This is a genomic window from Pseudoalteromonas sp. GB43 (assembly GCF_054923805.1).
In genome coordinates this window covers 3,481,109-3,508,079 of the sequence record NZ_JBPCHJ010000001.1, presented here as the reverse complement: position 1 = coordinate 3,508,079, position 26,971 = coordinate 3,481,109, and the positions used below count along the sequence as shown (strand labels likewise).

Annotated in this window: 18 protein-coding genes and 4 pseudogenes; 19 read left to right on the top strand and 3 right to left on the bottom strand. The window is 41.6% G+C overall.

The annotated features are described in order from the left end of the window. The first annotated feature begins 30 nt into the window (after positions 1-30). From ACRWSG_RS16735 to ACRWSG_RS16690, 10 genes and pseudogenes are all read left to right on the top strand, one after another. Positions 31-684, top strand: coding sequence for a peroxiredoxin-like family protein (locus tag ACRWSG_RS16735; RefSeq protein WP_235376554.1), 654 nt, complete (start codon positions 31-33; stop codon positions 682-684). A 55-nt stretch (positions 685-739) separates the two neighbouring features. Further along, the gene (locus tag ACRWSG_RS16730) at positions 740-1,432 is read left to right on the top strand and encodes a haloacid dehalogenase type II (protein WP_462166808.1); all 693 of its coding nucleotides are present in this window, start codon (positions 740-742) and stop codon (positions 1,430-1,432) included. A gap of 202 nt (positions 1,433-1,634) precedes the next feature. Further along, a complete protein-coding gene (locus tag ACRWSG_RS16725) occupies positions 1,635-2,840 on the top strand; it encodes an efflux RND transporter periplasmic adaptor subunit (RefSeq protein ID WP_187490445.1) in 1,206 nt (401 codons plus the stop codon). A gap of 14 nt (positions 2,841-2,854) precedes the next feature. Continuing rightward, positions 2,855-6,028 (top strand): efflux RND transporter permease subunit, encoded by a 3,174-nt coding sequence (locus ACRWSG_RS16720; protein ID WP_462166807.1) that lies wholly within the window; start codon positions 2,855-2,857, stop codon positions 6,026-6,028. A 105-nt stretch (positions 6,029-6,133) separates the two neighbouring features. Further along, entirely contained in the window at positions 6,134-6,727 is a 594-nt protein-coding gene (locus ACRWSG_RS16715; RefSeq protein WP_054553092.1) for a PilZ domain-containing protein, read from the top strand. Between the two features lie 84 nt (positions 6,728-6,811). Continuing rightward, entirely contained in the window at positions 6,812-7,870 is a 1,059-nt protein-coding gene (locus ACRWSG_RS16710; protein WP_462166806.1) for an agmatine deiminase family protein, read from the top strand. Next, positions 7,863-8,755, top strand: a pseudogene (locus tag ACRWSG_RS16705) (carbon-nitrogen hydrolase). The gene ACRWSG_RS16710 and the pseudogene ACRWSG_RS16705 overlap by 8 nt, the downstream one beginning before the upstream one ends. 31 nt (positions 8,756-8,786) lie before the next feature. Next, positions 8,787-12,260 (top strand): transcription-repair coupling factor, encoded by a 3,474-nt coding sequence (gene mfd / locus ACRWSG_RS16700; protein ID WP_462166805.1) that lies wholly within the window; start codon positions 8,787-8,789, stop codon positions 12,258-12,260. Next, positions 12,260-13,091: pseudogene (locus ACRWSG_RS16695) on the top strand (peptidoglycan binding protein CsiV). The gene mfd and the pseudogene ACRWSG_RS16695 overlap by 1 nt, the downstream one beginning before the upstream one ends. A gap of 11 nt (positions 13,092-13,102) precedes the next feature. Further along, on the top strand, positions 13,103-13,366 hold the full coding sequence (locus ACRWSG_RS16690) for a DUF3862 domain-containing protein (RefSeq protein WP_462166804.1): 264 nt from the start codon (positions 13,103-13,105) through the stop codon (positions 13,364-13,366). Positions 13,367-13,429: 63 nt separating this feature from the next. On the opposite strand, the gene ACRWSG_RS16685 is transcribed toward ACRWSG_RS16690, so the two are convergent. The 3 genes from ACRWSG_RS16685 to ACRWSG_RS16675 all read right to left on the bottom strand — a co-directional run bounded on the left by ACRWSG_RS16685 (position 13,430) and on the right by ACRWSG_RS16675 (position 18,650). Then, positions 13,430-14,806, bottom strand: coding sequence for a hypothetical protein (locus ACRWSG_RS16685; RefSeq protein WP_462166803.1), 1,377 nt, complete (start codon positions 14,804-14,806; stop codon positions 13,430-13,432). 108 nt (positions 14,807-14,914) lie between these two features. After that, complete coding sequence (locus tag ACRWSG_RS16680) at positions 14,915-17,662, bottom strand: TonB-dependent receptor plug domain-containing protein (protein ID WP_462166801.1); 2,748 nt, start codon at positions 17,660-17,662, stop codon at positions 14,915-14,917. 589 nt (positions 17,663-18,251) lie between these two features. Further along, entirely contained in the window at positions 18,252-18,650 is a 399-nt protein-coding gene (locus ACRWSG_RS16675; RefSeq protein ID WP_462166800.1) for a hypothetical protein, read from the bottom strand. Between the two features lie 366 nt (positions 18,651-19,016). Between ACRWSG_RS16675 and ccoN the strand changes: the two genes are divergently transcribed. The 9 genes and pseudogenes from ccoN (at position 19,017) to ACRWSG_RS16630 (ending at position 26,915) form a co-directional block, all read left to right on the top strand. Further along, complete coding sequence (gene ccoN, locus ACRWSG_RS16670) at positions 19,017-20,450, top strand: cytochrome-c oxidase, cbb3-type subunit I (RefSeq protein ID WP_036967883.1); 1,434 nt, start codon at positions 19,017-19,019, stop codon at positions 20,448-20,450. Between the two features lie 12 nt (positions 20,451-20,462). After that, positions 20,463-21,137: a cytochrome-c oxidase, cbb3-type subunit II gene (gene ccoO / locus ACRWSG_RS16665; RefSeq protein ID WP_462166799.1), complete on the top strand. Its 675-nt coding sequence runs from the start codon at positions 20,463-20,465 to the stop codon at positions 21,135-21,137. Positions 21,138-21,142: 5 nt separating this feature from the next. Next, positions 21,143-21,328, top strand: coding sequence for a cbb3-type cytochrome oxidase subunit 3 (locus ACRWSG_RS16660; RefSeq protein ID WP_010373992.1), 186 nt, complete (start codon positions 21,143-21,145; stop codon positions 21,326-21,328). Then, positions 21,325-22,291 (top strand): annotated as a pseudogene (gene ccoP / locus ACRWSG_RS16655) (cytochrome-c oxidase, cbb3-type subunit III). The gene ACRWSG_RS16660 and the pseudogene ccoP overlap by 4 nt, the downstream one beginning before the upstream one ends. Positions 22,292-22,440: 149 nt before the next feature. Beyond that, positions 22,441-22,931, top strand: a pseudogene (locus ACRWSG_RS16650) (FixH family protein). A gap of 9 nt (positions 22,932-22,940) precedes the next feature. Then, complete coding sequence (locus ACRWSG_RS16645; RefSeq protein WP_462166798.1) at positions 22,941-25,316, top strand: heavy metal translocating P-type ATPase; 2,376 nt, start codon at positions 22,941-22,943, stop codon at positions 25,314-25,316. Continuing rightward, positions 25,313-25,480: a cbb3-type cytochrome oxidase assembly protein CcoS gene (ccoS, locus tag ACRWSG_RS16640; RefSeq protein ID WP_054553052.1), complete on the top strand. Its 168-nt coding sequence runs from the start codon at positions 25,313-25,315 to the stop codon at positions 25,478-25,480. Before ACRWSG_RS16645 ends, ccoS begins: the two co-directional genes overlap by 4 nt. Continuing rightward, complete coding sequence (locus tag ACRWSG_RS16635; protein ID WP_054553051.1) at positions 25,473-26,144, top strand: sulfite exporter TauE/SafE family protein; 672 nt, start codon at positions 25,473-25,475, stop codon at positions 26,142-26,144. The genes ccoS and ACRWSG_RS16635 overlap by 8 nt, the downstream gene beginning before the upstream one ends. A 36-nt stretch (positions 26,145-26,180) precedes the next feature. Further along, positions 26,181-26,915, top strand: coding sequence for an FNR family transcription factor (locus ACRWSG_RS16630; RefSeq protein WP_462166797.1), 735 nt, complete (start codon positions 26,181-26,183; stop codon positions 26,913-26,915). The last annotated feature ends 56 nt before the right edge of the window (positions 26,916-26,971 follow it).

The window sequence follows — 26,971 nt, the reverse complement described above, 5'->3', positions numbered from 1 at the left end:
TACTAATTGTAAAAAATGATTGGAGCATGTATGTCTTTAAAAACCCAAATCGACGCCTTTGAAGTGCAAAAGAAAGCCAATGTCCCAGCTGATATCTTAAATTTGATGGATGTAACGACTGAAAAACTAATTGCTGAACAATTAAGTGAACATGCTTTAAAAGTCGGTGATAAGTTTCCAGCATTTGAATTACCCGACAGCAAGGGCAAACAAATCAGCTCGACTGAACTGCTAACTAAAGGCCCGCTTGTGCTGAGTTTTTACCGTGGTGGCTGGTGCCCATATTGTAATTTAGAGCTACGTGCACTTAACAATATGCAACAAGCATTTGCTGATCAAAATGCACAGTTAGTTGCTGTTTCGCCTCAGTTACCTGATGAATCACTATCTACCCAACAGCAAAACGAGCTAGCTTATATGGTGCTTTCTGATGTGTCTAACTCATTGGCTAAAAAGTGTGGTTTGGTATTCACTTTGGATGAACGCTTGATCCCTGTTTACGATCAACTTGGTTTAGATATTCCAAAAGTCAATGGTGACGAAAGCTACGAATTACCATTACCAGCAACCTACGTTATTGATAGCCAAGGGGTAATTCAATTTGCATTTGCTCATGAAGATTACACTCTAAGAGCAGAGCCTTTAGATGTACTTAACGCAGTTAAGGCACTAAATCATGTTTAAAAAAGTATTTTTTAGTCTAGTTTTATTGGTAACCCTAACATACTCGGGAGGCACAATGGCAGAGTCTCAACACCAAGCTAAACCAAAAGTAATTGTGTTTGATGTCAACGAAACCTTGCTTGATCTTGAACAAATGCAAACCTCAGTCGCTAAAGCGCTTGATGGCAATACCCAGCTATTGCCACTTTGGTTTTCGACAATGCTTCACCACTCTTTAGTAAGTACGGTATCGAATGATTATCATGACTTTGGTGAAATCGGTGTTGCAGCACTGATGATGGTGGCAAGTAATAATCAAATTTCGTTAACCAACGAGCAAGCAAAACAAGCGATTGTACCACCGCTTTTATCTTTACCTGCGCATAGGGATGTTAAACCAGCATTAGCGAAATTAAAGCAAGACTATAAACTAGTCAGCTTTACAAATTCGTCAAATAACGGTGTAGAAGCACAGTTTCAACATGCTGGCTTAACAGAATACTTTACTCACCGTTACAGTGTTGAAGATATTAAAGTGTATAAACCCGATCTGCGCGCTTACAAGTGGTTGCTTGAACAATTAAATGTAGCGCCTCACGAAGCCTTGATGGTTGCTGCTCACGGCTGGGATGTAGCAGGCGCTAAAGAAGCGGGTATGCAAACAGCGTTTATCGCAAAACCCGGTAAAGCGCTTTACCCACTGGCAAAGCAACCAGATTACATTGTTAAAAACCTAGAAGAGTTAGCTTCTTTACTAACGAAAAAGTAAAAAACGATTTAAACCCTTAAATTAACGCAAAGCGAAAATGCTTTGCGTTTTTTTGTGCCTAATAAAAAAGTAAACTACAGGGTGTACCTTTCTCTTTTTTGGGTATAAACTAAACGCTAATTGAAAATGCATAGTGACGTCTTTCATCCTGATAGACTACTTTTTATGTATACCTACTTAACAATTGGACTGTGGAGTAAACATGCGTCTGCCTTTCGCACCTGCCAAATTATCATTATCTGCGTTGTTATTAGTTTCTGCTCCTTTGCTACTGCAAGGTTGTTCTGAAGCGCCACAGCAACAACAGGGTCAAATGCACCCCGCTGCTGTCGCGACTATGACAATGGAGACTCACGATGCACCTTTTACTATTGAGCTGCCAGCTACACTGTCTGGTTCAAAAGAAGTTGAAGTTCGTGCCCGTGTCACCGGTATTCTTGAATCACGCAACTTTGAAGAAGGTCAGCGTGTAGAGCAAGGCCAATCACTGTTTACAATTGACCTTGAACCTTATCAACTTGCGGTTGACCGAGCGCAAGCAGCACTTGATGGTGCAAAAGCAGCGCTTGTTCAAGCTGATCGTGATGTTAAACGATTAGCTAAACTACGTGCCGAAAAGTCCGTTTCACAACGTGACTACGATAACGCTAGTTCAACCAATGATATTGCTAAAACTGATTTAGCCGCTGCAAAAGTTGCCTTAAAAGAAGCGCAGCTTAATCTTGAGTATGCGCAAGTAAAAGCCCCTGTCGCAGGAGTAATGGGACGTGAGTTTGTTTCTGAAGGAACCTATGTTTCTGGTCCAGATTTATTACTGACTCAAATGACTCAGTTTGATCCAATTCGAATTCGTTTTGGCTTATCTGAGCGTGAACAACTGCAAATGCGTCAAGATGTTAAAAATGGCTCACTGACGTTACCTGAGCAAGGCCATTGGAAAACACAAATTAAACTTCAAGATGGCTCGTTATACGGACAAACCGGTGAAGTTAACTTCTCTGATGTGCGTATTAATCCAAACACAGGTACCAGTGAGTTTCAGGCAATTATTCCTAACCCTGATTTTCAACTTCGCCCGGGCCAATTCGTTCGCGTTGAGTTAAGTGGTGCAGTACGCAAAAACGCTTTCATTGTTCCGCAACGTGCAGTGCTTGATAACGGCACCGGTAAGTTTGTTTATGTAGTAAGTAAAAACGAGCAAGGTATGGATGTCGCTTTACCTGCCCCTGTTACTGTCGGTGAATGGATCAAAAAACCAGAAAACGAGCAATACCAAAATTTTTGGTTAATTCGCAGTGGTTTAAAAGAAGGCGACCAAGTTATTGTTGATGGCATGGCACGTATTTTCTTCCCGGGTATGCCAGTCAATGTTGGCCAACCTGCCGCTAACCCTAGCCACGCAGAATAAGCACAGGGAGTCTTATGTTTTCTCGTTACTTTATAGACAGACCCATTTTTGCGTTTGTTATCTCTATTGTTATTGTGCTTGCGGGCCTTGCTGCAATGCGCAGCTTACCTGTGGCGCAATATCCTGAAATAGCACCACCGGTTGTACAAGTAACCGCAGCCTACCCGGGTGCATCTGCCGATGTGCTTGAGCAAACGGTAGCGACACCGATTGAAAATGCCATTACCGGTGTTGAAGGCATGATGTATATGTCATCAACATCAACCAGTGCAGGTTCAACCACCATCGAAGTTACTTTTGAAATTGGTACTGATGTTGACCAAGCAGCCGTTAACGTAAACAACCGTGTTAAGCAGGTTGAAGCGCGTTTACCTGAAGAAACACGCCGCCAAGGTGTGGTGGTTCAAAAAGGTTCTTCTAGCTTTTTACAAGTTCATGCCTTCTACTCACCAGATGGAACACGTTCAAGTTTATGGACATCAAACTATGTCACTATGAACGTGCTAGACCGTGTTAAACGTATTCCAGGCACTACCAGTGTACAAATTTTTGGTGCCAAAGATTACGCAATGCGTATTTGGCTGCGCCCTGATGTAATGAGCCAATTAGGTGTCACTGTTGAAGAAATTGCAGGGGCAATCCGTGTTCAAAACTCACAATACGCGGCAGGTAAAATTGGTGCTACACCTACTACGCAATCTCCACAAGAGCTGGTTTACAGTGTAACTGCACAAGGGCGTTTGTCTGAGCCTGAGCAGTTTGAAAATATCATTATTCGTTCAAACACAGACGGCAGTAGCTTACGCTTAAAAGACGTTGCCCGCGTTGAACTTGGCTCAAAAGATTATAACTTCAAAGGGACAATTAACGGTAAAGAAGCGGTACTGTTAGGTATCTTCTTGCAACCCGGAGCTAATGCCCTTGATGTTGCTGAAGAAGTAAACAGTGTTATTGAAGAAATGAAAAGCCAGTTCCCTACCGGCCTTGCTCATTTAACGTCATACGACACAACCCGCTTTGTTGAAGTATCAATCCGTGAAGTTGTAAAAACACTACTTGAAGCCATGGTATTGGTATTCTTAGTGGTGTATTTATTCTTACAAAATTGGCGTGCTACCCTAATACCTACCCTTGCAGTGCCAGTATCACTACTGGGCACATTTGCCGGCATGTATATGCTGGGTTACTCAATTAACTCACTCACCTTATTCGGTATGGTGCTGTCGATTGGTATTGTTGTTGATGATGCCATCGTGGTACTTGAAAACGTTGAGCGTACCATGCACGAAGAAGGGCTAGGTGCTAGAGAAGCCGCTGTTAAAGCGATGGGCGAAGTAAGCGGCCCGGTGGTGGCAATTGTTTTAGTACTTTGTTCAGTGTTTGTGCCAATTGCGTTTTTAGGTGGCTTAACCGGTGAGCTATTCCGCCAGTTCGCTATTACTATTTCGATTGCTGTAAGTTTATCGGGTGTTGTGGCATTAACGATGACGCCAGCGCTTTGTGTACTTATTTTAAAACAAGAACACAAGCAAACTGCCCGCTTCTTCTTATGGTTTAACGACATGTTTACCAAGATCACCGGCCGTTACGTTGGTGCTGTTGGATTTATGGTGCGCCGTGGTCTGTTAGGGCTGATCTTAATGACAGGTATGATTGCCGCAACGATTGGCCTTTGGCAAAACACCCCAGGTTCGCTTGTGCCAGATGAAGACCAAGGTTATTACATCTCTGCAATCTTCTTACCTGACGGTTCATCACTTGAACGCACAGAGCAAGTCACGCAGCAAGTTGTTGAGGCCGTGCAATCAAACCCAGCGAACGAAAACGTGGTAGCGTTTACCGGTTTTGACTTTATTGGCGGTGGTTACAAAAACAGCGCTGCAACCTTATTCGTGACACAAAAACATTGGGATGAGCGTGAAGTTGATACCAAGGCACTGGTGCAAGAGCTCTTCATGAAAACAGCAGGTATTAAAGAGGCGCTCGTTCTTGCCTTTAATCCTCCGGCTATTTTTGGTTTAGGTAACACAGGTGGTTTTGAGTTTTACATTCAAAACAAAGGTGATAGCGACCCAGACAAACTTCAACATGCAATGAAGTTGATGACAGCTGAAGCACAAAAGAGCCCTATCATCAGTGGTCTGCAAACACTTTGGCGCCCTGATGCCCCACAGCTACGTGTTGATGTTGACCGTGAACAAGCCCGTGCCATGGGTGTAGAAATTGATGATGCGTTCACTGCACTTGCCGGTAACTTAGGGACTTATTATGTTAACGACTTCAATAAATTTGGTCGCGCATGGCAAGTACTAATGTCTGCAGACGCTGAATTCAGAATGAAGCCTGATGACATTGGTCGTATCTATGTTAAAAACAACCAAGGTACTATGGTGCCGCTTTCAGCCTTTACCACTATCGAGTATAGCCGTGGCCCTGAAAACCTAAATCGTTATAACAACTTACCAGCGGTTAAACTGATGGGTAATGCAGCGCCTGGTTACAGCTCAGGTCAAGCTATTGCTGAAGTTGAGCGTATTGCACAAGCAGTATTGCCACCTAATATGACCTACGAATGGACAGGCTCTGCATTCCAAGAGAAACGCAGTTCAGGCACCACAGGAATTGCCTTAGGCCTTGCTGTGATCATGGTATTTTTGATTCTAGCAGCGCTATATGAGCGTTGGTCATTACCACTGTCTGTGATGCTTGCTTTGCCATTTGGTACCTTTGGTGCGCTTATAGCGGTTTGGGTTGTGGGCATGACAAACGATGTGTACTTCCAAATTGGCCTGGTAACACTACTTGGTCTTGCCAGTAAGAACGCGATTCTTATTGTTGAATACGCCTTGATGAAACATCAACAAGGCTGGAGCGCAAGTACGGCTGCACTTGAGGCTGCACGTTTACGTTTTCGACCTATCATTATGACTTCGCTTGCATTCATTTTAGGCGTAGTACCTTTAGTACTTAGCTCTGGCGCAGGTGCAGGTGCCCGTCACAGTGTTGGTACAGGTGTAATGGGCGGTATGATGGCAGCGACATTCCTTGCAGTATTCTTTGTGCCGCTGTTCTTTTATTGGTTAACGGCACGTAAGTTAACTGAAAAACGTTCAAGACAAGAGCTTGCTGATGAGATAGCAGAACATCATCAACAAGAACATGTCAAAACCCAAGAGGGTAACCTGTAAAAAATGAAGGGCAAACAATGAGTTTGCCCTTTTTTTTGATTATTTGATTACTAGCAATTTACTGCTTCGAACGCTAGTATTAAGGAAAGATGTGTGGAGTACAGCATGAATAATCAAAAATTAGCCGAATTTGAACAGTATTTTCAAATCAACGAGAGCAACCGTGTCAATTTATATGCGGTTGAACCAAGTGCTGTGCCAAAAACCAATGCTGAACTTGAAGCGGATATCCCTGCCCTATTTAAACTTGCCAACGAAGTAAACGAACTTGAGCAAACAAGCTTACGACCACTTCGTAATCTAGGTGATGTTGCACAAGAACTGGCGGCCTTTTTACAGGCGCAATCTCGTAAAATTGATTTAATCATGAGTCACATCTTAGCCTCAGAGCAGCCTGACGATAACGCAAACTATTGCGATAGTTATGGCGGTGGCGGTGTAAAACTTACCTCCGCTGACGTGTATGAATTAGGGCAAACATTTCGCACTAAGTTATTCTTACAACACGAAGCATCAGCTATTTATTGCTATACCGAATTAGTGGCCATTGAAAAATGCGATGATGATAAATACCAATACACATTATTGTTTACTGCCATTCGCGATGCTGACCAAGATTTAGTCGTAAGAGCAGCCCTGCACGCACAAACACGCCAACTTAAAAAACGTCAGCAAGAAAACAATCAGCAAGACAAATAAAAATCACGCTGGATCGCGCACAAAAAGCTGACATCTATGGCTAAAATGCTAAACTAGCCCCACCTTAGTTTGTTTAATACCTTCATGAAATTTAGACTTTTACCTGAATGGGCTGAGCAAGATGCCGTTATGCTTACTTGGCCTCATCAAGACACAGATTGGGCAGCAAATTTAACCGCTGTTGAGCCTGTGTATGTAGCACTTTGCCAAGCAATAAGCCAACAACAAGATGTTGTGATTGTAGCTCATGATAATGCTCTCAAAGCACATATTGCAGCTTTACTTGCAAATGCAGAGGTTGATGCTAATCGCATTCACTTTGTGGTGACACCCTGTAACGATACCTGGGCACGTGACCATGGCCCATTGACCTGTGCGAATATTGATGACGCAACAGAATTGAAAGTAATGGATTTTACTTTTAATGGGTGGGGCAATAAGTTTGCAAGTGATCTTGATAACCAAATTAATCAAGTACTTGTAAAACAAGTCGCTAGCCCTAAAAATGGTTATCAGCAAAGTGATCTGGTTCTTGAAGGCGGTGGCGTCGAGATCAATGAACACGGCGTGTTACTCACAACCAGCGAGTGCTTATTAAACCCAAATCGTAACCCAGAACTCACAAAAGCAGATATAGAACAGACGCTGGTTGAGCAGCTAGGTGCTACGTCGTTTCTTTGGGTTGATCATGGTTACCTTGCAGGTGATGATACCGACAGCCATATTGATACGCTGGTACGTTTTGCCCCAAACAACACGCTTGTTTATGTACAGTGTGATGATAAAAATGATGAGCACTTTACAGCCCTTGATGCAATGGAAAAACAACTGCAATCATTTAAAACAGCAGAGGGTGAAAACTACACGCTGATTGCCTTACCTTGGCCAAAAGCAGTGTTCGATGAAGATGGTGACAGATTACCTGCCACATACGCTAATTATTTAATTATCAATAAAACCGTTTTAGTACCAATTTATGGTGATGAAAACAATCAACTGGCGCTTGGTCAGGTTGCCAAAGCATACCCAGATCACACTGTAGTAGGTATTAATTGTGTGCCAATTATTCACCAATTTGGCAGCTTACACTGTATTACAATGCAATTACCGCGCGGCTTTTTAGCAGGAACAAACAATGACTAAACCAACGCATTTAAAGGTTGCTCTTGTTCAGCAATCAAACACCGATAATGCTCAAGACAATATGGCAAAATCAATTGCTGGTATTCGTGATGCAGCAAGCCAAGGCGCTAAGCTTATTGTTCTTCAAGAGCTACACCGCAGTTTATACTTTTGCCAAACCGAAGATGTAGACGTTTTTGATTTAGCAGAAACAATGCCTATCCAAGCACAGACACCTTAGGCGCACTTGCCAAAGAACTTAATGTGGTGATCGTGTCATCATTATTCGAAAAGCGCGCTACAGGACTTTATCACAATACTGCTGTGGTACTTGAAACTGACGGGAGCATTGCCGGTAAATACCGTAAAATGCATATTCCTGATGACCCAGGCTTTTACGAGAAGTTTTATTTTACACCAGGTGATTTAGGTTTTGAGCCTATTCAAACCTCTGTCGGTAAACTTGGTGTATTAGTGTGTTGGGATCAATGGTTCCCTGAGGCTGCACGCTTAATGGCAATGGCTGGTGCTGAAATTTTAATTTACCCAACAGCCATTGGTTGGGACCCGCGTGATGAAAAAGACGAGCAAACACGTCAAAAAGACGCTTGGGTTATTTCCCAACGCGCTCATGCAGTTGCCAACGGCGTGCCGGTGATCAGCTGTAACCGTGTTGGCCACGAAAGTGATCCAAGCGGTCAAAGTGAAGGTATTCAGTTCTGGGGGAACTCGTTTATCGCGGGCCCTCAAGGTGAAATCTTAGCCGAAGCGAACAACAGCGATGAGCAATTATTAGTTGTTGAATTAGACCAAGCACGTAGTGAAAACATACGTCGAATTTGGCCTTACCTTCGTGATCGTCGTATCGATCACTATCAGGACTTAACCAAGATTTATCGAGACTAAGCAGTAAAAAAACAGTTTAAAGGAGTAGTAAATGGCGTTTGCGCAATGGGCAGCATTGCCTTGGGTAAAATCTGAAAAAGATAAAATTCAATGGGGACAACTTACCGGTAGCGGGCTTAGCATCGCTATCGCAGAAGGTGTAAAACAACACAACGAGCTGGTTGTGATTGTCACCCCAGATACGCCAAGCGCCCTACGCCTTGAAACTGAACTCGAATTTCTGTTGCCTGAAAACCCAGTCATGGTCTTTCCTGACTGGGAAACACTCCCATACAATCATTTTTCGCCCCATCAAGATATTATTTCTGCGCGCTTAGCCACCTTAAATACCTTAAAAAAAGAACAACAAAGTGTATTAATCGTGCCAGTGTCGACCTTGATGCTGCGCACTGCCCCTGCTTCGTTTATTTATGGTTCAACCCTTAACTTTAAAGTGGGCGATACCCTAGATACCCACACACTACGTGAAAACTTAGAACAAGCGGGCTATTTACATGTACAACAAGTGATGGAGCATGGTGAATACGCGATTCGCGGCTCTATCGTTGACTTATACCCTATGGGTAGCCCGCACCCATTCCGTTTAGACTTTTTTGATGATGAGCTCGACAGCATTCGTTTATTTGATGTTGAAAGCCAACGTTCAGATGAAAAGGTCGACAAAATTGAGTTACTGCCAGCTCACGAATTCCCAACTAACGACGCTGACATTGAGCGTTTTCGTATCAACTATCGTGAACAATTTGGCGCAAGCTCTGAGCAAGACTCAATTTATATGCAGGTGACTAAAGGAACCTGGCCTGCGGGTATCGAATATTACATGCCACTGTTTTTTGATGAATTGGCAACTATCTTCGATTACCTACCAAGTAATACAACCTTTATGCATTTTGGCGATATTGAGCATGCTGCTGATCAGTTTTGGCATGATGTGAATGTACGCTATGAAAACCGCCGTGTTGATCCGCTCAGACCTTTACTTGAACCTGTAAAACTGTATCAAAACGTTAATGAACTATTTGGTGAGTTTGGTAAATACGCGCGTATTCGCTTATCACAAGCCAAGCTAGGTACCAAAGCGGGTCATACCAACCTTGCTAGTAAAGAGCTGCCAAATGTTCGAATTGATCATAAGTTACATGAACCGTATCAAGGTTTAATAAACTACGTTACTAGCGAGAAAAAACAAGAAGGTCGCGTGCTGCTCTCGGTTGAATCAGATGGCCGCCGCGAATCATTACTCACTTTATTAAAGCCAAGTGGTTTAAAGCTTAAAGAATTTGAATCGTTTAGCGATTTTACCAATAGTTCGAGTGATGTTGGCCTAATCGTTTCGCCACTTGAGCAAAGTGTGGTGCTAGACGGTAAGCCGCGTTTAACTATCATCACAGAGCAAGAGTTATTAGGCATTAAGGTTTCGCAGCGTCGACGCCGTAAACATAAATACGAAGCCAGCCAAGATGCGCTTATTCGTAACCTTGCTGAGCTACGCGAAGGCCAACCAATTGTGCACCTTGATCACGGTGTAGGCCGCTACCAAGGCCTTGAAACCATTGATGCAGCCGGTGTGATCACTGAATTTGTTACGATTATTTACGCTAATGAGGCAAAACTATACGTGCCCGTTTCTGCGTTACATATGCTGAGCCGCTACTCAGGTGGTGAAGAAGCCTCTGCCCCGCTCCATAAATTGGGCTCCGATGCGTGGGAAAAAGCAAAAAAACGTGCCGCTGAAAAAGTCCGTGATGTGGCAGCTGAGCTATTAGATATTTACGCTAAACGCCAAGCAAAGCCTGGCAATAAATTTAAGCTTGATGGCAGTGCTTATCGTCAATTTAGCGACAGCTTCCCATTTGAAGAAACTGACGATCAACGCAACGCCATTGAGTCTGTGCTCGGTGATATGCAAAGTAAGCAAGCGATGGACCGTTTAGTATGTGGTGACGTTGGCTTTGGTAAAACCGAAGTGGCAATGCGCGCAGCCTTTGTGGCAGTGAATGATAACAAGCAAGTTGCGGTACTTGTACCAACCACACTGCTTGCACAGCAGCATTATGAAAACTTTAAAGACCGCTTTGCCGATTTACCAATTGAGGTTGGCGTTTTATCGCGTTTTAACTCAACCAAAGAGCAAAAAGACACCCTAGATAAAATGGCTGAGGGTAAATTAGATATCGTGATTGGTACTCACAAGCTTATTCAACAAGATATTCAATTTAAAGATTTGGGCTTATTGATTGTTGACGAAGAGCACCGTTTTGGGGTGCGTCAAAAAGAAAAAATCAAAGCATTACGTGCCGATGTCGATATTTTAACGCTCACAGCGACCCCTATCCCACGTACATTAAACATGGCAATGAGCGGTATGCGTGACTTATCAATCATAGCCACACCGCCTGCGAAACGTTTAGCGGTTAAAACCTTTGTTAGACAAAGAGATGCTGAACTTATTCGTGAAGCAATTCTGCGTGAGATTAAACGCGGTGGCCAGGTGTATTTCTTACATAATAATGTTGAAACCATAGACCGAGTTGCTGAAGAAATTAGCGAATGGGTACCTGAAGCCAGCGTAACAACGGCACATGGTCAAATGCGAGAGCGCGAGCTTGAGCAAATTATGAGTGATTTTTATCACCAAAAATATAACGTGATTGTGTGTACCACCATCATCGAAACCGGTATCGATGTACCCACTGCTAACACCATAATTATGGATAGAGCCGATAAGCTGGGTCTGGCACAGCTGCATCAGTTGCGTGGTCGTGTTGGAAGAAGCCATCACCAAGCGTATGCCTACCTACTGACTGGTAACCCTAAATCACTCAGTAAAGATGCGGTTAAACGCCTTGAAGCGATTGAATCACTGGAAGACTTGGGTGCAGGTTTTGCGCTCGCAACCCATGACTTAGAAATTCGTGGTGCCGGTGAGCTGCTTGGTGATGATCAATCAGGTCAAATGCAAACCATTGGCTTTAGTTTGTATATGGAAATGCTTGAGCAAGCGGTTAACTCCCTCAAAGAAGGTAAAGAGCCAACCCTTGAGAACCTACTCGGTCAACAAACTGAAGTTGACTTAAAGCTGCCAGCGTTATTACCTGATGATTATATTCATGATGTAAACGTACGTTTAGGAATCTATAAACGCATTGCAAGCTGTGCTAACCTCAATGATATGGACGAGTTACAGGTAGAGCTGATTGACCGTTTTGGTCTATTACCTGACGCCACGAAAAACTTATTCAGCTTGCAGCAATTAAAACTGCAAGCAAGTAATATTGGCATTAAGAAGATTGAAGCAAACCCGAAAGGCGGTTATTTTGAGTTTAGCCAGCATACAAAGGTTAACCCTAGCTTCATTATAGGTTTGATACAAAGTGCACCGCAGGTGTATAAAATGGATGGCGCAAACAAACTGCGCTTTGCAATTAGCGAAGCCAACGCTCGCGAACGCTTAAAAATGGTCACTGCAATGATTGCAGATTTCGAAAAAAAGGTTAGCCATTAATGTTGTTTAGAAATAGTTTACTACTGCTTTGTTGCTTATATACAAGCTCGTCATTTGCAGCACGTTGGTTCGAAATAGAAGTTCTTATTTATAAACAGCGCCCAGCCCCTTATTTACAGGAAGATTTCAGTTTAAAACACGATGAGATCAAGGCTAAGCGGAGCAAAGACTTATTATCTCCAGCTTACTCTGCACAAGCTAAACAGGCTTGTATTGAGGGTGATAGCCGCTTTCGCTCAAATTCGTTTACCGATTCTTTAGTGAATAGCAACCCTCACTCTAATGTATGTGACGACAGTGTTGATTTTTTAGCAAGCTATAATCAACTGCCTGTTACACCCGTTGTTGAGCCCCGTGAAGACACTGACGACATTTACTTAATGGCGCCAGAACAATTACAATTTGTTGAGCAAAAAAATCAGCTTGATAGAAAAGGCTTAACCCCTATTTTGCACACTGGGTGGCGTTTTCCTGAAATGAGTGAAAGAAACGCACCCAGTATCCGTTTATTTTCCGGTGAACACTTAGCAAAACACTCAACCCCAGTAGAGAATGAAAATAACGACTTTATAAGCCTAGTGATCTACTGAGCGCTATATTCCCGACCAGCTGCAAAATGTGCCAAAGTGGGAATTTGATGGTTTAATGAAAATTTATGTTCGTCACTACCTATTTATAAACGCAGATTTTGATATTAGTCAGCGCCTAGAAAACGGTGATTACGAAAAAGCACGTTTTTCACAATTTAAACGTGTGATAAGTAACGAGATACATTATTTTGATCACCCACGTATGGGTATGATCGTGCAAATAAGACGCTACAACCATTAATGGATACAATTATGAAAAAATATATGGCAATTGCAGCAGCGGCTGCAACACTTACTTTAGCGGGTTGCTCAAAAGTAAATTTAGAGAACTACGAAAAAATTAAAATTGGCATGGATAAAACTGAGGTTGAAGCTATCTTAGGTTCAGCAGATAAGTGTGAAGAAAAGGCATTACACACTAACTGTATTTGGGGTAACAAAGATAAAAATATCGAAATTACCCTAGTATCAGACAAAGTGTCGCTTTACAGCAAAACAGGTTTAGACGCTAAATAAACCCAATTGGGTGGCCAAGGCCACCCTTTCATCTTTCATCTTTCATCTTTCATCTTTCATCTTTCATCTTTCATCTTTCAGAATGTCAGTTTGTGAGTAAATACGCTCAATATTAACAATTTTGCTGCGATTTAGCGTAATCTTGTAACGCTGATACAAAATTTCACCTTCGCTTTGTGTAAATACTAGTACCACATTTAACTGATAACGCCTCTCTACGGCTTTCTTAGAGATTTTATTACTATCAAGATGATAGAGCTTACCTTCCCCCCGCTTTAAGTAGCGAGCAAACGGTGCCAAGCTAAATTGCATGGTTTGTTGCAAGGTATCGTAGCCTGGTAAAAACTCTTTCGCGTTAACTTGTGTTTCGCTTGCAAAATGCAGCCACTGAGCAGCCTGTTTATTTTGATGTCGGCGCTTTGAAAAAATTCTTCTTACCGCTTTAGGCAGGCGTTTAAAACTGGTGTATTCAAGCCAAATGTATTGGCTGGCAATTTTGTCTTTGGTTATGCTGTTTTTAAACTGAAACCGCCATTTTGGTCGCCCTCTTACGATAGCTCGCCAGATCACCCGTGTGATGTCTTCTTTAAATATTTCACGAAGACCATAAATAACACCCAAGATCAAAATCAACGTCGCTGTTACTTCGGTAAAGTTTGAGCGAGCATTTAACACAACCAACATCACAAAGGCCATGATCACTGCGGTCACTGTACCCTTAACCATGCGCTTTAAATAACTGTTTAAATGCCGTGTAGTGCGATTAAGTACCACCCCATGCTCAATTAAACGTTGTAACAGGCGCATTTTATTAGTGATACGGTTGGCATCTTCGAGTGTTGATTGCGAATTATATTCTTGCTCATCACGATAACTGTTTTCAACTTTGCAGAACTCTAATAAATCACTGCGCTCTTTTGCAAAATCACTACTGCGCGACCCTTCATCCAATAGTTTCAAAAATGACTGCTCTACATGCCAACTTAAGTAGTTATCGGCGTTTTTATAAAATGGCAGCAGCTTTTCATCATCTGGGGTATAGCGTCTTAGCTTTTTCAACAAGCCTTTGGTTTGCTGGCACAACTCAATGGCTGCAGGGTAAAACTCATCGGCTTCTTGGTGTTTTAGGGTGTCTTTGATATCTGCATTCAGCGCGAGTCGAACTTGATAACAATATAAGTTTAAGTTTTGCCGATAATCTTGCTGTTCACCTTTGTTTTTACTAACAAAGCGGCTTCTTACTAAGGGTAAGTGAATGTTGTTAGCGTTATACGCAAGGTGCGATTTAAAATTGTTGTTAAAGAATGATTCTTCGCTCAGTGTTTGTGGATTTACACTCATTTCATTCGGAATGGAGAAATACAGGTCGAGTCGTTGCTCTGTGCGTGGTTTAAGCTCAGGCTCAATAATGAAGGATAAGTTTTCGTCTTGTTTAAGCAATATCACCTCGTTTTTTAATAATGCTCCCTTAGTTTACGCGTTGATAGGCTTTCAGACAATAAAAAAGGCCCAGTAAAAACGGGGCCTTAGTAATCATTTCAAACTAGATTAGAACTTAACGTTAATACCAGCGTGGAAACGACGACCTAGTACATCATATGTGTACGGGTCAGTGTTTGAGTCATTGTTACCAGTGTAATATGGTGGTTGTTTATCAAATAAGTTATTTACACCTGCAGAAAGTGTAATTGAGTCATTGATAAGGTATGAACCACTGATATCATGGTAAATAACCGTTGGTGTTGTAGGCGCATAACATGAATCTTCATCACCGATACATGCAAAACTATCCATACCAGCAATATAACGAGCTTGGTACTGAGCATCCCAGTTATCACCAGCAACATTAATTGTTAGGTTTGATTTAAGATCTGCATAACCACCAGAGCCTGACGTAATAACCCCTGCGTAGTCAACAGGTTCACCAGTAACTTGAACAACATACTCGTCTAAGTAAGTTGTATCTAAGCCCGCTTTCCAGTTAAAGCCGCCAGCAGCTTCAAATGAGTAAGAAAGATTTAAATCGATACCAGATGTTTTTTCAGAACCAATGTTTTGTAGCTGGTTATTGAAAATGATACGACCCGTTGAATCGATTGATACATTTGCCGAGTTACATAACGCAGAACCATTATTTGCATCTGTCTTCAAACACTGATCAACAATGTATTGGTTATCTACTGTCGCAATCGCATTTTCAATTTCGATATCGTAGTAATCTAGCGTCATGCTGAAGCCTTCAAACCACTCAGGCTCATAGACGATACCAGCAGTTAAAGTATCAGCTTCTTCAGGTGTTAAAGATGAGTTACCACCTACAGTAACTTCTGCTTGGTCTTGCGCACCAGGGTACTCAACTTGTTCGAATGAAGGTGAATTACCAGAATAAAGCTCTGAAACAGTTGGTGCACGGAATGCTGTTGATACAACACTACGTAGCATTAACTCATCGTTTACTTTCCAAGTTAAACCAAGTTTCCAAGTCTCATCTGAACCAAATGTGCTGTAATCAAATGCACGGATAGCAGCGCTTAATTCTACATTTTGTGCAAGTGGCGCATCTGCAAGAAGTGGTAATGCAAATTCAACATATGCTTCGTTTACATCAAAACCACCTGATGTTGGCTCAACCATCGGATCATTAGCTAGGCCTTGAGCAGTTAAAGAATCAGGCGTGTACCAAGCTTTTTCTTGACGACGCTCAACACCTGCTGCGAATGCTGCATAACCTGCTGGTAATTCAAATAACTCACCTGATACAGAAGCCGCTAGGATAAATAGTTGACTACCACCATTATTTACTTCAGTGTAAACGTTTCTACGGAAACCTTCAGAAGTCCAAGCATTTTGATCTAGTGGGTTAAATGTGCCCACAACTTGACCTTCATCATTCGTGTACATAATGCTATCAGTTAATGAACCAATATTGTGAAGGTTGCTCAATTTATCTACTGAATCATTACGACCAAAGTTAGCAGATACATCCCATGAATAGTCACCAATGAAACCATCAGCACCAATTACAGCACGAACAGTATCTACAGATTGCTCAAAATAACGTGCGCCAGTGTCTGACATACGACGACCGTAGAAAATTTTATCGCCATACGCGTAATTAGCTGTTTCAGTGATGTAGTTACCATCTGCATCACGGTCAGCAATACCATCGCCATCACGGTCAACTTTACTGTTATATGTTTGACCTAATAGTGAGTCACCCATTGATTCATCATAAGTAAAACCAAACCAAATTGGTTGAGCAGCCATTTGTTGCTCAGACCAACGCTTAGTATAAGTGAACTCAGTGAATAAACGCGTCTCGTCGCTTAGTTCATAAGTAGCAAGACCTGTTAAGTTTAAGCGCTCCATTGGCGTGTAAAGGTAGCTATCAGGTGCAAAGTTGTAACGATCAGCATCAGTAAATGGGTGTAAACCACCAAGACCGCTCAAACCACTATCTTGGTGGGCTAGGCCAGAAGTAATTGGATTACCATCTGCATCTACAGACTCACCCGCTTTATTTACATCACCAATTGTACCGTCTTGCCAAATGTGACCACCTTCAGCATAAACAGAACCGCCGTTACAGTTTAAACCATTAGCGCCTTCAGAGATTGGGCAATCAGAAAAGTCACGGTCAGATTGTTTTGCTTTGCCACGATCGGTGTATTGCATACCGATAACAATGTTACCTTTATCAAAAGACGAACCAACTGTGAAGTCGAATGAATTCTCTGTTGCATCACCTTCACCAGTGATTGCAGAGTTAACATTCATGTCAAGACCTTCAAAATCGTCTTTTAAGATGATGTTAACAACACCAGCTACCGCATCAGTACCGTAAACAGCAGAAGCACCGTCTTTAAGTACCTCAACAGATTTGATCATAGAAACAGGAATTGTATTTAAGTCAACAGTAGATGCCGCACCTGTACCAGATGCAATCATACGACGACCATTTACTAAAACTAATGTGCGGCTAGCACCTAAACCACGTAAATCAATACGTGCGTTACCACCAGAACCATTATTTACGCCTGGGTTAGTCATCGCGCCGCCTGTTGCGGTCATTTTTTGTAATACGCTATCGATGCTTGTTGCACCCATTGCTTTGATGTCATCTGCACCAATTAATGTTACAGGGCTTGCGTTTTCCATATCAGAACGCTTAATGCGAGAACCCGTAACTTGAATTTTTTCAATAGACTCTGCTGCATCATCAGCAGCTAAAACTTGCATGCTTGAGAACATTGGGATTGCTGAAACAACAGCTAAACCAAGAATTGATTTTTTCATGTGAAAACCCTACTTGTTGGAAATTTACCTTTAGTTAGGTAGCGCTCGTTATTATTAGAATCACGAGTCAGCGGAGGGCAACTTAGGCGCAGTTAACTGAACGAAAACTGAATGAAAGATCAAATAAAGAACAACCCAAAAATGGCGTACCAACTTTAGGTAATAAGGTTTCACAATGTATCAATGTTAATAGAAAAAAACACCTACACATCAACAATATAACATTATTAAGTAGCAAAAAAAACACGATTGAAATCAATTACACGCACTTTGTAATCAAGTGTAACCAGAGCCTAATTAATGCTACAAATGAAATTTTTACAAGTTGATCACACAACGTTATAAAAACCGTAAAAGCTTGGTAAGACTGCTAACCATAGTTATTCACTTAAATTAACTAAATAGACAAAGTTAGTCTGTTAAACAGTGTATTAGAGGATGATTTTTTGTTTTTGTTCCGTCAGTTTGTAATACCGTATAAAAATACGACTAATAAAGAACATCAAGTAAAAAAAGGTGAAGCAGAAATTGCGCTAATCACAGCTTTTAGATAATTAAAAACTGCGATCAACAATAATGAAGGAAGATGTTATCGAGTTTGCAGTGAATCGAAATAATAAAGCAAGGTTTGAGGTTGATTATCGCCAGAAGTATAAGTGAGCATCATTTTCCAAGTCATAACAGGTTCAGAGCATGCGCCAACCATAGTATCAGCAACCCAAACTTGCCCTGTCTGTTTAAACTGCAGTGGAATAAAACCCATATACATGGTGACACCTTCAAGTTTTGCTGAAAGGTTTTTAGCCTCCTTTGGTAACTTTAGGTTAATCGTAAACGGTGTTTCTGGACTGATATCTGGGTTACTTAGCCAAACTTCTACATTATTAGGGTAATTGCAATGACTATTATTCTGACAACTTGTACTTGTGCTGCCCTTATCTTTACTTTGGCTATCACATGCAGCTAAAAAAAGACTAAAAAGGAACACGGGAAATAAGCTTATTCGCACTCTATTTGCCTGTATAAAATAAAGTCAGATACTAATTAGAATGCCCAAAAAAGACAACAGGCACCTAATAATAAGTCAATAAAAATACAATCTCTGACAAAAAATAACCAACAAAGCGCTAAAATTTGATTGATGTCATAATTTTATGCAATTGACCTATCTTTTTAAGGTCAAAAATTTTATCATTTCCATCGCAAAAATAAGGGTTTCTCGAGTTTGTTTTCTGAAGCTAGCACCGCTAAGTTGGCTTTAGGTAACATGCTTGTGAAGTAATAGTAGGCCCCACTTTGAATAAAAGTGGGTAATTCATTTCTAAAACGCATTTATTGCAGCGGAAGCCAGAAAATGAGCCAAACAGTAGCATCACAAACTGAGTACAATTATAAAGTTGTACGCCAATTCGCTATTATGACAGTGATTTGGGGCATCGTTGGCATGAGTGTTGGGGTTCTGATTGCTGCCCAATTAGCTTGGCCAGCACTTAACTTTGATACACCATGGTTAACTTACTCTCGACTACGTCCGTTACACACGAACGCAGTAATTTTCGCATTTGGTACAAGTGCACTTTTTGCGACGTCTTATTACGTCGTACAACGTACATGTCAAACGCGCCTTTTCTCAGATAAATTAGCAGCCTTCACCTTCTGGGGTTGGCAACTTGTTATCGTACTAGCAGCGATTACCTTACCATTGGGTATCACAAGCTCAAAAGAATACGCAGAACTTGAATGGCCAATCGATATTCTTATCGCCGTTGTTTGGGTAACTTACGCAGTGGTATTCTTTGGTACGTTAATCAAGCGTAAAGTATCGCACATCTATGTTGCGAACTGGTTCTATGCTGGTTTCATCATTACTGTTGCCGTTTTACACATCGTAAACAGCATGGCAATTCCAGTTTCACTTACTAAATCATACTCTATCTACGCAGGTGCTGTAGATGCAATGGTTCAGTGGTGGTACGGTCACAACGCTGTTGGTTTCTTATTAACTGCTGGTTTCTTAGGTATGATGTACTATTTCGTACCAAAACAAGCAGGCCGCCCTGTTTATTCTTACCGTTTATCGGTTGTTCACTTCTGGGCTCTTGTTTCTTTATACATCTGGGCAGGTCCTCACCACCTACATTACACTGCGCTTCCAGACTGGACGCAAAGCTTAGGTATGGTTATGTCAGTTATCCTATTCGTTCCATCTTGGGGTGGTATGATCAACGGTATCATGACGTTATCAGGTGCATGGCATAAACTACGTACTGACCCAGTACTTCGTTTCTTAGTTGTTTCTCTATCTTTCTACGGTATGTCTACGTTCGAAGGCCCGATGATGGCTATTAAGTCAGTTAACGCGCTTTCTCACTACACTGACTGGACTGTAGGTCACGTACACTCAGGTGCACTAGGTTGGGTTGCAATGATTTCTATCGGTGCTATCTATCACCTAATCCCTGCACTATTCTCACAAGGCCGTATGTACAGTGTTAAACTAGTTAACACGCACTTCTGGTTACACACTGTGGGTGTTGTTCTATACATCGTAGCAATGTGGATCTCTGGTGTAATGCAAGGTCTAATGTGGCGTGCAGTAAACTCAGACGGTACGTTAATGTACAGCTTTGTACAGTCATTAGAAGCTTCGTATCCGTTCTATATCATGCGTTTCCTAGGCGGTGTATTCATCGTAACAGGTATGCTAATTATGGCTTACAACGTTTATCGTACTATTGCTGCGAAGAAAGATTCGCTTCAACTAGACGCTGACGCACAATTGGCATAATGGAGTAGCACGATGAGCAATAATAATTCACAAAACAAACACGAAATAGTCGAAAAGAACGTTGGTTTAATGGCTATCTTGACTGTCTTTGCAATCAGCTTTGGTGCATTAGTTGAGATTACTCCACTAATGTTCCAAGACGATACGACTAAACCTGTTGATGGCTTACGCCCTCTTACAGCGTTAGAAATGGAAGGCCGTGATATCTACGTGCGTGAAGGTTGTTACAACTGTCACTCACAAATGATTCGTCCTTTCCGTGACGAGGTTGAGCGTTACGGTCACTACTCTGTAGCTGGTGAGTCAGTATGGGATCACCCATTCCAATGGGGTTCTAAGCGTACTGGTCCTGACTTAGCGCGTGTTGGTGAGCGTTACTCAGACGATTGGCACCATGCTCACTTAATGGATCCACGTGCAGTGGTTCCTGAGTCAAACATGCCAGCGTTTCCTTGGTTAGACGAAAACAGAGTCGATACGACCCATACACTTAAAAAGCTTCAAATATTCCGTGATAGCTTCGGAATTGATAAAGCGAGCGACCGTTACGACGGTAAAGGTTACGGAAGTGACGAAGAGCTACAAGCTGACATTGCGAAAATCGAAGCCATGAACGGTGGTAAAGGTGCAACTGAAATGCAAGCTCTAATCGCTTACTTACAACAGCTTGGCACACACTTGAAGTAATTATTATGGATTACGGAACATACAGAGGCATTTTGACTCTGGTAATTTTAGTACTGTTTATTGTGATTGTTGTATGGGCATACAGCAAGCGTAGCAAACGCCGTTTTGACGATGCTGCTAATGCCATATTTGAAGATGAAAAAAAACACAACAACACAATCTCTAATGAGGAAAAGGAGTCTGAGAAATGACTAGCTTTTGGAGTATATGGGTTATTGTATTAACCCTAGCGTGTCTTGCTATCATCTTCGGTTTACTTCTGTGGAACTTAAAAAACTACGCAGGTGTGAAAGAAGGCGAAAGCTGTGGTCACGAATTTGACGGCATTGAAGAACTTAACAACCCACTACCAAAATGGTGGACTTATATGTTCTTCGCGACATTTATTTGGTCTGTATACTACCTTGCTGCTTACCCAGGTTTAGGTAACTGGGAAGGTTTAGGTAAATGGACAAGTTCTAACCAAGGTATTACCTCTTTAGCTGAGTCTAAAGAAGCGACTGAACAAGCATTAGCTAACGGTGAGAACGTTCAATTAGACCAAGAATTTATCGCTGCTGATGAGCGTTTTGGCCCAATCTTTGAGTCATTCGCAAAACAAGATATTGAAACACTAGTTAAAGACGAAAAAGCGCTTGAGATTGGTCAACGTTTATTCTCTCAAAACTGTGCACAATGTCATGGTTCAGATGCACGTGGTGGTCAAGGCTTCCCTAACCTAACAGATAACGATTGGTTATACGGCGGTTCACCGGACAAGATCAAAAGAAACACTTCTTTACGGTCGTGTTGCTGCGATGCCACCTTGGGGTGATGCGCTTGGCGAGCAAGGCATTAAAGAAATGACTGCTCACGTACTTAGCCTTTCTGGCCGTACTGTTAACCAAAAAGACGCTGCTGCAGGTGCTGCTAAGTTTGCAATGTGTGCTGCGTGTCACGGTGCTGACGGTAAAGGTTCAGTTGCACACAACTTACCATTTGGTGCACCTAACCTAACAGATAACATCTGGTTATACGGTGGTTCTAAACGTGCTGTTGAAGAAACACTAATCAATGGCCGCGCCGGTGTAATGCCAGCATGGAAAGACATTTTAGGTGAAGATAAAGTTCACTTATTAACAGCGTACGTTTACAGCTTATCGCAAGATAAATAACCACGCGGTTAATAAAATGTATAAACAATTAATCTTTTAATTCAATAGATTAATTAAGATCAAAAAAGCCTCCATCTGGAGGCTTTTTTTTAGTCTTTTGCTTTTAAATCCGATAAAATGCGTACAACGTTTTTAAAGGTATAAGTACTATGAAACCCACTCCTTGGTATAAAAACTTTTGGCCATGGTTTTTAATCTCTTTTCCTCTTGCAGCTATCATCGGCTGTGCTGGTCTTATTTATATGGCAATTGGCAACTATCAGATATGGTTGTTGACGATTATTATAAAAAAGGCAAGGCAATTAACCTTGAACTCAGCAAATTTAATAAAGCAAAAGCACTTTACTTACATGGCGATTTAAATGTTGCAGACGACAAAGTAACATTCACTTTCACCAAGGGTGATGCAAGCAATGTTCACTCTTTAAAAATGTCTTTTTATCATCGCACCATTAAAGCCAATGACTTTGATGTAAGCTTAATGAAAAACGCCCATGGCGATTTTACTGCCCTACTCGACACCCATGTTGACGGTGCATACACAGTGTTTATTGAACCAATCGATAACAGTTGGAAACTTAAAGAAGATGTCATTTTACCAACTGATAAAACGATTTCGATTAGCCCTGAATATAAGTAGTAAACTCTAATGTCCGATAATTGCTTTCATTGTCTTGAAAGTGTGCCAAAAGGCTTTAATGCGACTGTCGAAATAGACGGTAAGGCACAACCTATGTGTTGTATTGGTTGCCAAACGGTTGCTGAGAATATCGTCGCCCAAGGCATGACCGATTATTATAAATTTAGAACTGTTCGCTCTGGTAAAGTTGAACAGCTTGTTCCAGAGCAACTCGAGTTGATTAAAAGTTACGATAACGAAGATATTCAAGACGAGTTTATTTCAGCCACTAATGATTTATCAGAAGTACTATTAACGGTTGAAGGCATCACCTGTGCTGCCTGTGCTTGGTTAATCGAAAAACAACTACTTAACTTAAAAGCAATCAAACGTGTTGATGTAAATACTTCGACCAACCGTGCCATGATACAATGGGATAAATCGGTTACACCGCTTAGCCAAATTATCACCTCATTACATGAAATCGGCTATAAAGCCTACCCGTTTCAGGCAGACCTTGAAGCGAGCCAAAAACAACAAGCCGCGAAAGCTTATATCCGCCGTTTAGGGGTTGCCGGTCTGATGACCATGCAAGTAATGATGTTTGCTTTCGCTATGTATTTTGGCATGTTCTCTGGCATGGAAGAGAACTTCGAGCAGTATTTTCGCTGGATAAGCTTAGTACTTGCATCTCCTGTAATTCTTTACAGTGCCCTGCCATTCTTAACCAATGCTATTAATGGTTTAAAAGCCAAACAGCTGAATATGGATTTACCCGTCTCATTAGCGATTTTTGGTGCTTATGGGGCAAGCTGTTATGCCACATTAATGTCGGTTGGCGAAGTTTATTTTGAATCTATCTGTATGTTTACCTTCTTATTATTATTAGGTAAATATTTAGAATTTAGAGCCCGTTTAAAAGCCAGTGAATTTACCGCTAACTTGCAAAAGTTACTGCCTCTTACAGCTCGTATTATCGATGAGAATAACCAAGAATCGATAATTGCGGCCAAAAAACTAAAACTGGGTGATGTTGTGTTGATCAAAGCAGGTGAAACCATTCCTGCTGATGGTATTGTTACAAAAGGTCAAACAACCGTTGATGAAGCAATGATGACGGGCGAGCATCAACCCGTTAACAAGTTTATCAGTCATCAAGTTTACGCAGGTACTATTAATCACGATGGCGTTATCAGTATTGAGATCAACAAAATCGGTCAAAATACCCTGCTTAATCAAATTATTAAGTTGCAACACACAGCGTTAACCAAACGCCCGCGATTAGTTGAGATTACAGATAAAGTAGCACAGTGGTTTGTTGCCTGCTTATTAGTATTTGCCTCAATAACAGCGATTGGTTGGTATCAAATAGACCCCGAGCATGCCTTTTGGGTGACTATTTCTGTACTTGTTGCTACCTGCCCTTGTGCGCTTAGTTTAGCGATTCCAACTGCCCTAACTTGTGCAGTTGCAAGCTTAACAAAGCGTGGGATTTTAATTAAGCAAGCCCACGTATTAGAAACGCTACCACAATTAACTGATATCGCCTTTGATAAAACAGGTACCTTAACGCAAGGTCGCTTTACCATTGAACGCGTTGAGCTAGTAAACAGCCAGTACAGTGAAGCTGATGCATTACGCTTATCTGCCCAACTTGAAAGCTTCTCTGAGCACCCTATAGCTAATGCATTTGCTGGTTTCAACGACTCAATAAACCCTATTGAGAATGTGACTATCGAACCGGGTAAAGGCATTACCGCTTTACTCAATGATCAACACCTTGCGATAGGTAAAAGCGGTTGGTTTGATACCGAAAAAGCTGATGCTCAAGCAACCTTGTATATCGATAAACAAGTCATTGCGCGCTTTTACTTAGCAGACAGCTTACGTGATAACGCAGAAAAACTGGTTACTACACTTCATTCACAACAGCTCAAATGCCATATGTTAACGGGCGATGCCTCTAACAGTGGTGAGCGAATTGCAAAACAGCTAAATTTAGATACCGTGCATGCAGCATGCAGCCCTCGCGATAAACAAGCCCATGTTGAAACATTGGCAGCTAAAGGTGCCATTGTTGCTATGGTTGGTGATGGCGTGAATGACAGCCCGGTATTTGCCAGTGCCCATTTATCTATCGCAATGGAAACCGGCGCTGATATTTCCAAAAATAGTGCTGATGTGGTATTACTCAATAGTGATCTAACGGCTATAGAACATTTGCTTACTGTCTCGAAAAAGACGCGCCGTATTGTTGAGCAAAACTTGGCATTGTCACTTATTTATAATGGTTCGATCTTACCTCTGGCAGCCCTTGGGCTCGTTGCTCCTTGGATGGCCGTCATTGGTATGTCTGCAAGCTCCATTTTGGTTATTACCAACTCATTAAGGTTATTAAAACTATGAGTATCATCTATATGCTTATCCCAATTGCCATTTTATTTGTGCTAATTGCAATTGGGGTATTCTTTTGGGCTGTAAAAAGCGAGCAGTTTTCTGATTTAAATAAACAGGGTCACAGTATTCTGTTCGAAGACGATAAAGAGCAGCATAACAAAAGTAATGATTGATCCGCTGTTTATTAGTGCATTTATAATGGGCTTGTTAGGCAGTGGTCACTGCCTAGCTATGTGTGGCGGCATTGCCAGTAGTTTACAACTTGCTGCCAACAAAAATCGAGCAGTAAGCTTTTCGGTTGCATACAACCTAGGCCGAGCACTCAGTTATATGCTGGCCGGTGCACTCGTAGCTGGAATTAGTAGTCGCTTCGCGGCGCAAAATACCAGTATATCGGTAGCTTTGTCTTTTTTGAGTGGTATTTTTATGCTACTAGTTGGGGTTTACATAATGCGCTTAGCGGCAACCCTACAGTGGCTAGAAAAACTAGGCAAGGCGCTCATATGGCAGCATTTAGCTAAACTCAATCGTTTTTTATTACCGGTCGATACAACCCCTAAAGCCTTGCTTTATGGCGCTTTGTGGGGTTGGTTACCCTGTGGCCTAGTTTATTCTGCGTTAACCTGGGCACTCACAAGCCCATCAGCTCTTCACGGTGCAGGCGTAATGTTATTTTTTGCTTTGGGAACTTTTCCAGCAATGATCAGTGTTGGTCTTGTTAGTCAAAAAATAAATACTCTTTTTAACCATGTTTGGATAAGGGTTATTCTAGGCAGCGTAATAATATGGTACGGTATATACTTATTAATTATAGCAACCGATAAGTTAGTTCATTAACCTAAAGTTGTTAACCTATTTGAATGGATTTGATGTATGGACTTCTCACAAAACAAGTCAAAAGGCTTATGCACAATTAGCTGTAATAATTGCAGTATCAGCCAGCTATGTTTGCCATTTTCATTAAACGGTCAAGAAATGGATTGTCTCGATGAAATCATCGAACGTAAAAAGCCTCTACACAAAGGTGATTATTTATTTGAGTCTGGCGAAAGCTTAAATGCTATTTATGCGGTACGCTCTGGCTCGTTTAAGTCTTATACTTTGTCTGAACAAGGTGATGAACAAATTACTGGCTTTCACTTGGCTGGTGATTTAGTCGGTTTCGATGCAATCAACAAAATGGCTCATCAAAGCTTTTCGCAAGCCCTTGAAACTTCAATGGTATGTGAAATTCCATTCGATACTCTAGACGAATTAGCAGGTAAATTACCTAAGCTACGCCAACAAATTATGCGTTTAATGAGTAATGAGATTAACTACGACCAAGAAATGTTATTGTTACTCAATAAAAAGTCAGCTGAAGAGCGTCTAGCAAGTTTTATTTATAATCTTGCAGAGCGTTTTGGTGAACGTGGTTTCTCACGTAAAGAATTCCGTTTAACCATGACACGTGGTGAAATCGGTAATTATTTAGGCCTTACTGTTGAAACAATTAGCCGCCTTTTAAGCCGCTTCCAAAAAGCGGGCTTTATTAAAGTTGAAGGCAAATTTATCACCATTTTGGACCAGCAAGCGCTTGCAGCAACAGCAGCGATTAAATGTAAATAGAGTTTGATTTAACGCAACTTTATATTGTTTGCCCCTTTAACTGTTCTAAATTTAGG